The organism is Neomelitea salexigens DSM 19753, from assembly GCF_000422345.1.
GTDB classification, from domain to species: Bacteria; Pseudomonadota; Gammaproteobacteria; order Pseudomonadales; family Spongiibacteraceae; genus Spongiibacter; species Spongiibacter marinus_A.
Genome location: NZ_AULP01000009.1, coordinates 133,449 through 146,118, shown reverse-complemented (window position 1 = coordinate 146,118; position 12,670 = coordinate 133,449). Strand labels below are relative to the sequence as shown.

Here is a 12,670-nt window from a genome sequence, read left to right as displayed (position 1 = left end):
CGCCATAATAATTCCAACACTACAAAGGAACGCGCTCGTGAAAAAGTTTCTACTGATTGCATTTGTCACCCTGATTGCCGGTGGACTGTGGAGTTATCACAGCTACCCCGCTTTGGGGCACCTCCTCTATACCGCCAGTATGGCGGGCGAGGCATCGATCTATGGCTTCAAGGAGCGCCGTGTCGATATCGGCGAACTGGAGATGAGTCTGTACCAAGGCGGCAATCCAGAGCAGCCTACGCTGCTGATGCTGCATGGCTATAGCGCCGATAAGGACGTCTGGCTGCGTTTTGCCAAGCACTTTGTCGACGACTACCACGTTATTATCCCGGATATGGCCGGTCACGGTGACACCGCGTTTGTCAGCGGCGGCGACTACAGTATCAGCGCGCAATCCCGGCGCCTCCAAGGCTTGCTGGATGCACTGCACATCGACCAGGTGCATATCATCGGCAACTCTATGGGTGGTTTCATCAGTGCCGACTTTTCACTCAGCTACCCAGAGCGCGTATTAACGACCGGGCTCGTTGACCCGGCGGGAGTGAATTCGCCAGAGCCCAGTACAATGCAAAAATTGCTCGCCGAAGGGCGCAATCCCTTCCTCGTGGAAAAACGCGATCAGTTCCGTGAGTTCTATGCCATGACGATGGCCAAACCGCCATGGATGCCCGGCGTCGTACTGGATGCAATGGCTGAAGACTACCAGCAGCGTCGTACTGAACTCGCTGAAATCTTCAATGACTTTCACAGTACCGCCTTGCTAGAACCGCGATTGGCCAGTCTGCGCTCCCCTGCTTTATTACTTTGGGGCAGTGAAGACCAACTTATCCACGTGAGTAGTGTCGACACCTGGCGCACGGCGATTCCTACGCTGGAAGTCACTGTGTGGGAAGGCATCGGCCATATGCCCATGCTGGAAATTCCCGCAGAGAGTGCTGCGCGCTACCAACAGTTTTTGACCAAATACTCGGAGTCAGCCCAATGAAAAACCTAGCAGGCAAGGTCGTCGCGCTTACAGGTGCTGGCTCGGGAATAGGTCGGGCCCTCGCCCTGCAACTGGCGGAAAAGAAATGCCACTTGGCGCTGGCCGATATCGATGAAACCGGGCTCGAGGAAACTGTCAGTCTTATTTCCGCCAGTAACCTAAAAGTCACTCAGCAAGTGCTGGATGTCAGCGATAAAGCAGCGGTATTCAAATGGGCCGACGCCGTGCAGCGCGATCACGGCAAAGTGAATGTCGTCATCAACAATGCGGGCGTTGCATTGTCAGGCACCGTAGCGGGCTTAAGCCTGGAAGAATACGAGTGGATAATGGATATTAATTTTTGGGGAACGGTCTACGGCAGCAAGGCCTTCCTCCCTCTGCTGGAGCAGTCCGGAAGCGGGCATATCGTCAATATATCAAGTGTGTTTGGCTTAACCGCACAACCACTGATGAGTGGCTACAACGCCAGTAAATACGCGGTGCGGGGCTTTACCGAGTCCCTGCGGCAGGACCTGGAGCTGACGGACGCCAACGTTAGCGCAACCTGCGTTCATCCCGGTGGGATTAAAACCAACATCGCAAAGCACTCAAAGGTGAACGCCAGCGTGGCCGAAGCCACTGGCAACAGCGCCAATGACGCCGTAAATCAGTTTGAAAAGCTATTCTTCAATACGCCAGAGAGTGCTGCCAAAGTAATTATCAAAGGCGTGGAGAAAAATCGCCGCCGCGTGCTGATCGGCCCGGACGCCCGGGTTTTTGACTTCTTAGCGCGCGCCTTCCCGGCGGGCTATCAACGCCTGTTCACCTTTGCGGTGAAATCACGCCGCCAAGCCCATTGATGACCGCTCGGAGGTTGGCAGCGCTCCTGCGCTCCTGCCAGCCTCCAGACAGCGCGTTGCCTCAGTTACCAAAGAGTTTATTAAACGCCTTATCCAACGCTTTATCGACAACGTTATCGGTTTGTTTGTCGACTTCCTCTTCCGTTCTATCTTTCGCTCGTTCTTGCTGACGTGCAGCCTTTTGTTGAAAGATGCTGCCAAAACTAAAGCCGGCACTGCCCTGCGCGTTCTGCTCATCACCTTCCACTTCAGCACCTGCTGAAATCGCCGCACCAAAGTTGCCTAAGTTAGGCATCTGCATCGGCTCTGCAGGCAACACAAAACGGCGCTTATCGATCTTCTTGCCCGACAACGCAACAACTTTCATGTCATTGCCAACACGAAGATAGCCATAGCCGCGCTTTCGCAGTTGCTCGAACATCTCATCGGCCTGATCGGAATTTGATCCACTGGCTTTAACCATACTGCGCATGAAGCCCATCATCGCATCGCGCATTTCCCTGGCGGCGGCATCCTTTGACAGCACCATCTCCACCTGATGCCGGCCCTCTTCGTCAGTGTAATCGGCGATCCACACCTCGCCTTTCACACCTGCCACCGTTTCTTTTCGGCCGGTATTTCGCAAACTGTGAACGCCCGTCGCGCTCGGGCCTACATCGGGTATCATTCCCCCGAACATTTTCATCGCCGCAGAGGCGTCAATAACGGTCTCCTCGCCCTCGTCACCACTGACAACATAGAGCGTGCCGTTTCTGTGTAACATGTAGCCATCGCGGTCTGCCTGCATACGCAGGTACTCTTCACCGCGAAACTCCAGAAGATTTCGCTCCCCATCTGATTCGATAGTTGCCGTACCGGCGGTCACATTCGCGCCCACCACAACGAATGACATAGCGAGACAAGAGCGGAGAGTTTTATTGATTGGTGTGTTCATTGTTATCGTCCTTGAGAGTGCGTTCCATATCCTATGGCAGCGCAGGGAGGCCGCGCTGACTCACGATGTAGAATGTATCAGGAGAAAGAGCGCTTCACTAGCGCCAACACCCCATACTGTGAACCTTAGTCAGACAGGTAGTATTCTACCGTCGACACAACCCGTAAACGCTTTATATGTGGGTTGTTGCGATCGCGGTCGCTGATCGAGAACTGGCCTTGGCTCGCGCGTTTGATTTTGCCCAGAACGCTCTGTGAGTCTGCAGCAAACTTTAGCGCAACTTCTCTGGCCTTCGTCGTCGCTTTCTCGATCATCAACGGTTTGACTTCATTCAAGCGCGAAAACAGATACTCGGTCTGTGACTGGTAATCACCGCCCGTTAACACAATCCCCTGCTTGCCAAGCTGCGAAACTTGCCCCATCAGCTCGCGAACGGCATCCACCTTCGTGGAATACACCGTTACCGACTGATTCGCGGTGTAGCGAAACTCCGCGCGCCCGCCGCCACCGTATTGTTGTGCCGATTTATCGATAATGACGGGGGCCGCTCGCGTGATCTCCTGCGCGCTAATGCCATTTTCAAGCAAAAAGCTGCTAACCGCTGCCGCATTCGCTTCAAGCTGATCATAGAGCGCACCGAGCTGATTGCTGGCCAAGGTATATTGAATGGGCCAGATGACAATATCAGCTTTATACTCGCGTTCAGACAAGCCTTTCACACGCACGCTGCGCTCATACTGTTTAAAGTCATGAACGGCACCGGCAAGCAACACCCCCAGCGAGGCCAGACCGATTATCAGGCTGACGCCCAACATGGCGGCACTGCTTCGGGAAAAGAGGTTCATCGTATTGTCCTCGTTAGGGGCGGCATAGTGATAGCCAACAGCCCCTCATAGCTGAAATAGATTCCAGTCGCACTAGCGATGAAGCTCGCCCGCCCGCTCGGGCTGATAAATAACTTCTTCTATTCGCACCTGCAATACACCACCAGAGGGCTTTGGCCACTCGATAGTATCCCCCTGAGAAAGCCCCAGCAAAGCGCTTCCTACCGGCGCCAAAATCGAGATTTTATCACCCTGACCATCAGCATCCCGCGGGTATACCAAGGTCATGCAGAACTCGCGGTCAGTGGAGACTTCTTTAAAGCGCACCGTCGAGTTCATACTCACTACTGAGGGTGGCATGTCGCTTGGCGAGACAATTTCTGCGCGTCCCAGCTCGACCTCCAGCTCCTCGCAGCCCGGCGCATTGGCCGCCGCCGGCGAGTCCAGCAAAGCCTCAAGACGCTCCGCGTCCAAGGATGAAATAGTAATATTTGGCCTGATATCCATGATGTCTCTCTTTGTTACGTCCAGCCTTTCCACACATGCGACGTAGCGAACACCCTCGCGCTGCGAGCGTGTCTGTGGAGTAAATCTAAATGAGGTTAAAACAGCCAGCCGAGGGGATCCGGGTATGGCTCGCGTGCGTCCAGAGCTTTGAGCCCTTTGATACAGCGCACTACCAGCCATATTAGACAAAAAAATAAAATAAGCCAGCCCACCAGCACCAACGACAATACCGTGCCCAGCGTGACGTAAAGCGCGCCAATCCAAAATGTGCGTATTTGAAACTGATAGTGACTTCGCAACCAAGGGGCGCAGTCATCGCGATTGATGTAGGCAATAACAACCGCAACGATAGCGGTAATGCCAAATACCAGACTGACCAGATACAACACATAGACAACCTTGGCCATATTTTCCGCCGACGATGAAGGCATCGCAGCTTGCGTCATATCGTCCACTCCTTGTTGATAGATGCACTTAACACAATCGCTATCCGACGACCTTAGATCACGATTAAGGGCGTATCAACGCGCCAGTGTCAAAACCCGCTTGCTCTGCCTTGAGCAAAAAGGACTGCCAAACGTCTTCGCTAACCTCCGGCTCCCTCGCCAGCAACCACAAATAGTCGTGGTCTGGCCCAGAAACAAAGGCGTGCTGGTAGTTTTCGTCCAAGCCAAACACGACATAAGACGCATAAAAAGGACCAAAAAATGACACTTTCAAATGCGCAACCGACGTATCTCCAACGAAATAGGCGCGACCTTCTGCCTCTTTCCACTCGCCAGCCTCAGCATCATAGCCTCGGTTAATCACGCGTACCCCGCCATCCTCACGGCGCTCGTACTGGGCGGTAACCTTGCTTAAACCGCGCTCAAAGCGATGATCAAGCCGAGCGATTTCATGCCATTGCCCCAGATAACGATCGAGCACAAAGTTATCCACCGGCGGCGCCCCGGCAGGGTACGAGGTACAACCGCACAGAAAACAAATCAGCAGACACAATGACACGCTACGCATGGCTGGCGCTCCTCAATTATCCAGTGGTCACCCAATCAAAAACGGGAGCCAAAGCTCCCGTCACAACGCCTAATCTGGGAACAGCTTACCAGTAAAAGCTAAAGAATAAATACAGCGCCAAGAATACCGACAGCCAGCTTACCATGGTGCCCGTAGACAAGTTGCGCGACATCACTCCGCCCGGTCCGTGGCTCTGCGCCACTTTTTCAATAACGGCATGAACGGCCTTCATCACCACAGCACGCACTGCCGAGTCGAGTCGCCACATCCACGCCAACAGTTTCTTCACGACGGCCGGCAACAAACGTCTGTATACCCAGTCGAAATCCAGGTTCGTAGAGCGAATCTCTTCCGGGTACCAGCCTTTGCGAATTAACACGCAAAACGCCAGCGCGGCAAACATCAGTAGCTGCAACTGCGTGATGATGTGGTAGCTGGTATAGGGCTTGTAATCCACGGGGAAAGGCAGAATCGCGTATAAGGGTTCAGGCCAAACACCAATAGCAATACACAGGAAGGCCGTCACCCCCATCGCCAGTAGCATGTTCCAGGGTGCTTCTTTAACGCGATGCCCGGCGTCGTGATAAAAGAAGGAGAAGAACGGCACTTTAATGCCCGAGTGATCCAGCACCCCGGCCGAGGCAAACAGGAGCACCGTCCAGACCAACCACTGGTGCTCGGCAGCTGCCGCGGTAAGAATCATTGACTTGGTAACAAAGCCAGAGAACAGCGGGAACGCTGAAATTGACATGCCACCAATAATACAAAATAGCGTGGTCCACGGCATGGATTTATATAAGCCGCCCAGCTCACTGGCCTTAACCGTACCGACTCTCAGCAGTACAGCCCCCATCGACATAAACAGCAAGGCCTTGTAGAGGATGTGGGCAAAAGCGTGGGCCGCGGCGCCGTTCAACGCCAGCTCGGTACCCAAACCAACGCCAACGACCATAAAACCAAGCTGGTTATTCAGACTGTAGGAGAGTACCCGCCGCAGATCGTTTTCAATTACCGCGAAGAAGATCGGGAACGCCGTCATCACCGCGCCAATGGTGATTAATATATCCTCGCCGGCAAAGCCCCGCGCCAGAGCGTAAACCGCCAGCTTAGTGGTGAACGCCGACAGTACCACGGTTCCCGTTGCGGTGGCCTCTGGATAGGCGTCTTGCAACCAATTGTGCAGAAGTGGAAACGCACATTTAATGCCGAAGGCCAGGAAAATAATCCAGCCACCGGGGCTATCTAAACCCAGGTGATCAAACGCCAACGAGCCTGTCGCTTGATAGTGAACAATCGCGCCGGCCATTAATAACAAACCGGAAATCACCTGAATAACCAGGTAGCGTAGACCCACGGTATAAGCGCGTGCCGTGCGATTTGCCCAGATCAACAGCACAGAGGAAATGGCTGTTAATTCCCAGCACAAGAACAAGGTCAGTAAGTCGCCGGCCAACACGGCGCCAATGGCGGCACCGGCATAAACCAGCGCTGCAGATTGCTGCATGCGGTCTTTCACATGCCAGGCATACAATCCCGCCAGTATCGCAGCAATATGAAAGATCACCGCCCAAACGAAACTGAGGCCGTCCACGCGCAGCGTCGTCAGTGTTAAACCGTATAACGAAACAATCCCTTGTTCGCCATTGGGCAACTGGCAAAGCATCAGCAAGCCCAGCGCCGGCGTTACTACCGCCAGGGGGCCCAGTAATTTGGTGGGAAGGCGAATCGCCAGCAGCCCTGCCAACATCATCAACAGGGCGGGATTCATCAGCCAATCATTCGCCATAATAATCCTCGCTACGTTTCAACACACGACGCAGCGCCTTTGCAGAGAAAACGATCGTGCAATACGCCAAAAAACCGAAGCCCGCGTAAAAGCCGAAAGATCCATCAAAGCCAAAATAAGGGTGCTTTTCGTAAAAAAATTCAGCGACGAGTAAGACGCCACAAATCAGATAGACCAGGTAGACCAACTTGTCGACATTGGCCGGCTGCTCCAGCCATGCTTTTTTATCCGATGTCTTCATGTCAGGCTAATTCCTTGCAGAAACTGCATAATGGGCCCTGCGGTAAAAAACAGCACAATACAGCTAAGCGCTGTAACGCACAGCGCCAATAGTGATGGCCAGGGCGCCTCCCCACCATGGTGGTGATCGCTTTCACTAGCAGGAGCAGAGCGCAAAAAGGCCCGCGCCGGCAATTCTAAAAGGTAAACAATATTCAACAGCGAGCTCAGCGCTAACACTGCCAATACAAATAACTGATCGCTATCAACAGCCCCCAGCATCAGCGTCCATTTGCTCCATGTTCCGCCAGTGGGTGGCAAGCCAATAATCGACAAGGCCGCAATAGTGAACGCCGCAAAGGTATAGGGCATTTTTCGACCTAACCCGTCCAGCTCACTCACCAACGTTTTATGCGCAGCAACATAAATAGCACCCGCACAAAAGAACAGGGTGATTTTGCCCGCCGCATGCATGGCAATGTGTAGAGCACTTCCCAACACGCCATTGGCGCTGGCAAGGAAGGCGCCCAAGGTAATATAGCCAAGCTGACTGATAGTGGAATATGCCAATCGCGCCTTAATATTGTCCTGGCGCATGGCCACTAGCGACGCCAGAAGAATAGACGCACATGCCAGATAGATCAGCCACTGCGTAACCGGTAGCGACTGCACCGCATCAATACCAAAGATAAATACCACGACCTTCAGCACGGTGAAGACACCCGCTTTTACCACCGCCACGGCATGAAGCAAAGCTGAAACCGGCGTCGGCGCCACCATCGCGCTCGGCAACCACCGGTGGAACGGCATCAATGCAGCCTTGCCGACACCGAAGGCAAATAGCAACAACAACACCGACAGCAAAACAACGGATGTGCCGTCCGCGAAGACGCCTCCCGGTGTGAAGCTCAGCGTGCCGCTTTGCATCCACGTAATAATCATCGCCGGCAGAAAAAACGCGATGGATGTACTCAACAAGATGCCCAGATAAACACGCCCGCCGTGCTTGGCTTTATCCGTACCCGCGTGGGTAACAAGTGGGTAGGTGCAAAGCGACAGCACTTCGTAGAATACAAATAACGTAAACAGATTTTCGGCAAGAGCGACCCCCATCACGGCGGCGATCGCCACAGCAAAATAGGCATAGAAACGTGTTTGATTCTGTTCGTTATGGCCACGCATATAACCGATGGCGTACACCACTGTCACAAACCACAGCGAGCTCGCGATTAGCGCAAACATCATCCCAAGGGGTTCGATATGGAAAGCGATCGTCAACCCTGGCAATAGCTCCCACCACTGCGCGGCCAGCACGGTGCCCGCCTGCAACTGCTGAAAGAGGTTCAATGAAAGCCAGGTCAATACCGCGGCGGCTATGAGTGACACCGCTTCACGCAGGTTTTGCTTGTTGCCGAACAGTAAAATACCCGGCACTGCCAATACAGGCGTAAGGATCGTTAGACTGATCAACAGCTCTGTGGTCATTGTCATTTGCCCCACCCCAACAGCGCTTGGGCTGCATCAGCCGTCACGGATACGGGTAGCGCCGTATCGATACCGAAATAAATATTGGCGATCACCAGTAACCAGAGCGGCAGCAATACACTGACGGGAGCTTCTGAAACCTGAGTCGATGCCGGCGGGTCGCGGAAGTACATCACCTCAACAACGCGCCAAATGTACATAACGGCAAGTAAAGAGCCGACAAGTATCAGTGCCGCAACCGGCCACATGCCCATTTCCAGCGTCGCGATAACCAAATACCACTTGCTGATAAACCCGACTGTGAGCGGCACGCCGATCAGGCTCAAGCCACCGAGAACAAATGCCATGGCAGTAAGTGGCATACGCTGGGATAAGCCTGCCAAGTCATCCAGACGTGTGCTGCCCATACGCAGCGCCACCGCTGCCAGGCTCATAAACAACGCGCCTTTCATCAGCGCGTGATTAAATAAATGCAACAGGGTTGCCTGCAAGCCCGCCGCAGTGCCAAGCCCCAAGCCGATAATCATGTAACCGATCTGAGCGACGCTTGAATAGGCGATCGCGCGCTTAATGTCGATCTGCAGGATTGCCACCAGCGAAGCGCTAAACACCGCGATCAAGCCCAGGGCGATAAATAGCTGATGAAGGGGTATATCCATGGCGCTGAAGTCGGCACCAAATACCGTAAAGCTAAAGCGAATTAGCAAGTACACCGCAACTTTCGTCGCTGTCGCTGCAAGAAATGCAGTCACTGCCGACGGGGCATACGCATACGCATTGGGCAGCCACAAATGCAGCGGAAACAGCGCCAATTTCAAACACACGCCAACAATCACAAAGGCGTAGGCAGCGAAAACCGTGCGAGTGTCCGCAACAACCGGCAGGCGCTGTGCGAGGTCCTGCATATTGAGGGTGCCGGTCATCATGTACATGAGACCAATACCAATCAGGATAAAGGTGGCGCCGATGGTGCCAACAATCAGGTATTGGTAACTGGCCCACAGCGCTTTGCGGTCACGGCCTAAAGAGATTAGCGTGTAAGTCGACAGCGACGACACTTCCAGGAAGACGAAAACATTGAACGCATCGCCTGTTGCGAGGATGCCAAGTAAACCGGCGAGGCATAACAACCACGACACGTAAAACAGCGTTTGTCTATTCGCTTCGACCTCCGCTGCCACGCTCTGACGGGTTCCCGCCAACACTACCGTACTTAACGACGAGACGATCAGCAGTAAAAAGGCATTGAGCAGGTCTATGCGGTATTCAATCCCCCAGGGCGCCTCCCAGCCGCCGAGAAAATAGCTGATGGGGCCCTCTAACCAAACTTGTTGCAGCAATAGCATGCTAATGAGCATGGCGGCAGCACTGGTAGCAAAGCTAAATCCCCACGCCAGCGCCGGGCGACCAAGAATTAAGCACGACGGCGCCGCAAGAAGCGGTAAAATAACCTGCAGTATGGGAAGGTGACTCAACACTGATTTTGTTCCTGAATATCTTTTTCTTCCGCACTGCCGTATGCCTCGCGCAGGCGTATGATCAGCGCCAGCCCTAGTGCAGTGGTCGCAATGCCCACAACGATCGCAGTCAGAATTAATACGTGGGGTAGCGGGTTGGAATAGACCGAAATCGCGTCATCCAAGATGGGTGCACTGCCGCCCGATACCTTGCCCGCGCTGATATACAAAATGAACACCGAGGTCTGGAAGATGTTCAAACCCACGAGCTTTTTGACCAGGTTGCCCTGGGCGATCACGATATAAAAACCAATCATCATCAACACCATCACAACCCAATAGTTGTAATGGGTAAGCAGCATGTCAGTCATCTTGATGCCCCCTGTCGACCAAGCGCCCGGCAAAGGAGAAATAAATCAGCACCATCACTGCTGCAACGGTAATGCCAACGCCCAGCTCGATAACGATGATGCCGTAGTGTTGGCCGTGAATTGGGTCCTTGGCCAGCACATCGTAGTCAAGAAAGTTGCCACCGTTGACCATGGAGACCACACCGACGGCGCCATACAGCAGCACACCGACCGCCGCCATCACCCTTACCCAGCCTTGATCAATCACCTGGCGCGCGGAATCCAGCCCGAACAACATGGTGTAAACAATAATCGCCGCGGCGAAGATCACCCCCGCCTGAAAGCCGCCGCCGGGGCCATAGTCGCCGTGGAATTGAACATACAGTGCAAAAAGCAGAATAGGCGCAATAAGCACCTTGCTGACGATGCGCAGGATTTTGTGCTGACTGGCTTTCAGTAGATGACTGGAAAGCGGTTTGGTCGCCCTATCGCCAATCATCAGTAATGACAGCACACCGACACCCGCGGTAAAAATCACCGTGACTTCACCAAAGGTATCGAAGCCACGATAGGTCGCCAACACAGACGTAACAATATTGGGAATACCCACCTCTTGCCCCGACTGCTCGATGTAGCGCGGCGCAACATGCTGCTGTGCCGGTGCATCCGGCGCACCAAACGCGGGCATATCCATGGTAGCCACTAACAATAGCGCACCGGTAATGCTCACCAATACCAGTGCAGACAGCGACCAGCGGTGGGGAAGCTTTTCGTAGCGCCCGACAATGGCCATGGTTGTAAACATAAGCAGCGGCGAGATCCCAGCACCGACGGCTGCCTCAGTAAACGCCACATCCACGGCATCCATCGTCACGAAGAAGTTCGCTGACAACAATCCGTAAATGGACGACAGCATCACCACAGACAGCAGATCGCGATTCACCGCTATACCGATCGCGGTGGCAACCAGCATACTCAGCAAACTGATATCAATAAAAAGTTCTATGGTGAAGTCCTCCCGGCCTCTATCACACTTTCAGCGATTTAACGCTTTGCCCATCAGCGGCTTAACGCCTGACTTCCATGCAGCTTTACCCAAAGCATGGCTTGAGGTTGGGCCAGTTATCAACAAAAACGCGAGTATCATCAGCAGCTTAACCATCACCAGGCTCAAACCAGCAAGCAGCATCAGCGCCAGCAGTATCAGGCATGCACCGAGGGTGTCAGTAATGCCAGCCGCATGCATACGGCTGTACACATCGGGGAAGCGCAAAACCCCAATGCCGCCAGACAGCAGCAAGAAGCTACCGATGGCAAGCAAAATGGCACTTAGCAGCTCATAGACATCCATCACACATCGTCCTCGTGAGCATTGCGATTTTCATCTTCCAGGTACTCGATAAGCCTGAGCATACCGATCACACCAATAAAGTTAATCAGCGCGTATACCATCGCGATATCTAAAAATTCGGGCCGACCGAATAGAAAGCCAATTACCGCTATCAGCAGGACGGTTTTTGTTCCGAACATGTTCGCTGCAAGAATGCGATCAAATACGGTGGGCCCCACGAACGCTCTGGACAGCGCCAAGGCCATAACCAGTAGCAACGTCACTGTAGTAACTGTCAGCATTATTCTTCCAACCCGCAAACTCGTCGGCTCATCTCACCGCTTTTCAACTCAGCCATACCGTCGCTACTCAGGGAGTGCACCAAGATGTAATCGTCTTCAACCACCACGGAGAGCGTACCCGGTGTCAGATTAATGGAGTTCGCATAAATCACCCGGCCGATATCCGTCTTCTGAGGCGCCGGCACACGCTCGAACTGCGGGCTGATTGACGACGGTCCCCGCCAGGCACGTATCATCACATCGATATTGCTGGCGACGATTTTTTTGAACAACCAGAAGTAGTAAGCAGGAAGCTTTGTGGTGAGATGAAGCGGCTGTGACTCGTGGTCGACAACATCCATACGATGTGTGATCCACAGCACGAGGGCGATGGAAACAACCCCAAAGCTCAGTAACAGCGCATCATAATGACCGGAATTCCCCAGCCAAATAGCGGCCAACACCAGAGTTACACTGGCAGTATGTCGCATAAGTCTCCTAAACAGCACAGCGAGTCGTTGCCTTGCGAAAACCTGAGGCGCATCACCCCACGAACTCCGACAACGGATTGTTATTTTATTGACCTAGATCATACCAAAAGCCCGAAAAATCGTCGTTTTTGGTCGCCGAGGCCCTTGGATTGTAAAAAAGGTTCTCTC

General features: G+C 53.5%; 16 protein-coding genes. 2 read left to right on the top strand and 14 right to left on the bottom strand.

The window, feature by feature from the left end:
• Positions 1 to 37 precede the first annotated feature (37 nt).
• Positions 38 to 985: an alpha/beta fold hydrolase gene (locus tag H573_RS0113535; protein WP_051171313.1), complete on the top strand. Its 948-nt coding sequence runs from the start codon at positions 38 to 40 to the stop codon at positions 983 to 985.
• Positions 982 to 1,824, top strand: coding sequence for an SDR family NAD(P)-dependent oxidoreductase (locus tag H573_RS0113530; RefSeq protein ID WP_027874734.1), 843 nt, complete (start codon positions 982 to 984; stop codon positions 1,822 to 1,824). Before H573_RS0113535 ends, H573_RS0113530 begins: the two co-directional genes overlap by 4 nt.
• Before the next feature lie 61 nt (positions 1,825 to 1,885).
• Here the strand turns inward: H573_RS0113530 and H573_RS0113525 are convergent, their stop codons facing one another.
• From H573_RS0113525 to H573_RS0113460, 14 genes are all read right to left on the bottom strand, one after another.
• Complete coding sequence (locus tag H573_RS0113525) at positions 1,886 to 2,758, bottom strand: hypothetical protein (protein WP_154653905.1); 873 nt, start codon at positions 2,756 to 2,758, stop codon at positions 1,886 to 1,888.
• 125 nt (positions 2,759 to 2,883) lie between these two features.
• Positions 2,884 to 3,603: an SIMPL domain-containing protein gene (locus H573_RS0113520; RefSeq protein ID WP_027874732.1), complete on the bottom strand. Its 720-nt coding sequence runs from the start codon at positions 3,601 to 3,603 to the stop codon at positions 2,884 to 2,886.
• 72 nt (positions 3,604 to 3,675) lie between these two features.
• Positions 3,676 to 4,089, bottom strand: coding sequence for a nucleoside diphosphate kinase regulator (gene rnk, locus H573_RS0113515; RefSeq protein ID WP_027874731.1), 414 nt, complete (start codon positions 4,087 to 4,089; stop codon positions 3,676 to 3,678).
• A 95-nt stretch (positions 4,090 to 4,184) separates the two neighbouring features.
• Positions 4,185 to 4,535 (bottom strand): DUF4870 family protein, encoded by a 351-nt coding sequence (locus tag H573_RS0113510; protein ID WP_027874730.1) that lies wholly within the window; start codon positions 4,533 to 4,535, stop codon positions 4,185 to 4,187.
• Between the two features lie 64 nt (positions 4,536 to 4,599).
• Positions 4,600 to 5,103, bottom strand: a complete 504-nt coding sequence (locus H573_RS0113505) for a lipocalin family protein (RefSeq protein ID WP_027874729.1) — start codon at positions 5,101 to 5,103, stop codon at positions 4,600 to 4,602.
• 85 nt (positions 5,104 to 5,188) lie between these two features.
• Positions 5,189 to 6,889, bottom strand: coding sequence for a Na(+)/H(+) antiporter subunit D (locus H573_RS0113500; RefSeq protein WP_036256801.1), 1,701 nt, complete (start codon positions 6,887 to 6,889; stop codon positions 5,189 to 5,191).
• The gene (locus H573_RS0113495) at positions 6,879 to 7,130 is read right to left on the bottom strand and encodes a hypothetical protein (RefSeq protein ID WP_027874727.1); all 252 of its coding nucleotides are present in this window, start codon (positions 7,128 to 7,130) and stop codon (positions 6,879 to 6,881) included. The genes H573_RS0113500 and H573_RS0113495 overlap by 11 nt, the downstream gene beginning before the upstream one ends.
• Positions 7,127 to 8,599: a proton-conducting transporter transmembrane domain-containing protein gene (locus tag H573_RS0113490; RefSeq protein ID WP_027874726.1), complete on the bottom strand. Its 1,473-nt coding sequence runs from the start codon at positions 8,597 to 8,599 to the stop codon at positions 7,127 to 7,129. Before H573_RS0113490 ends, H573_RS0113495 begins: the two co-directional genes overlap by 4 nt.
• On the bottom strand, positions 8,596 to 10,071 hold the full coding sequence (locus H573_RS0113485) for a monovalent cation/H+ antiporter subunit D family protein (RefSeq protein ID WP_027874725.1): 1,476 nt from the start codon (positions 10,069 to 10,071) through the stop codon (positions 8,596 to 8,598). The genes H573_RS0113490 and H573_RS0113485 overlap by 4 nt, the downstream gene beginning before the upstream one ends.
• Positions 10,065 to 10,421, bottom strand: a complete 357-nt coding sequence (locus tag H573_RS0113480; protein WP_036256799.1) for a cation:proton antiporter subunit C — start codon at positions 10,419 to 10,421, stop codon at positions 10,065 to 10,067. Before H573_RS0113480 ends, H573_RS0113485 begins: the two co-directional genes overlap by 7 nt.
• A complete protein-coding gene (locus H573_RS0113475) occupies positions 10,414 to 11,388 on the bottom strand; it encodes a Na(+)/H(+) antiporter subunit B (RefSeq protein WP_267878908.1) in 975 nt (324 codons plus the stop codon). The genes H573_RS0113480 and H573_RS0113475 overlap by 8 nt, the downstream gene beginning before the upstream one ends.
• Positions 11,389 to 11,436: 48 nt before the next feature.
• Complete coding sequence (gene mnhG / locus H573_RS0113470) at positions 11,437 to 11,751, bottom strand: monovalent cation/H(+) antiporter subunit G (protein WP_027874722.1); 315 nt, start codon at positions 11,749 to 11,751, stop codon at positions 11,437 to 11,439.
• Positions 11,751 to 12,032 carry an MrpF/PhaF family protein gene (locus tag H573_RS0113465; protein ID WP_036256795.1) on the bottom strand — a complete coding sequence of 94 codons (282 nt, stop codon included), beginning with the start codon at positions 12,030 to 12,032 and terminating at the stop codon, positions 11,751 to 11,753. Before H573_RS0113465 ends, mnhG begins: the two co-directional genes overlap by 1 nt.
• Positions 12,032 to 12,502 (bottom strand): Na+/H+ antiporter subunit E, encoded by a 471-nt coding sequence (locus H573_RS0113460; RefSeq protein WP_027874720.1) that lies wholly within the window; start codon positions 12,500 to 12,502, stop codon positions 12,032 to 12,034. Before H573_RS0113460 ends, H573_RS0113465 begins: the two co-directional genes overlap by 1 nt.
• Positions 12,503 to 12,670 lie beyond the last annotated feature (168 nt).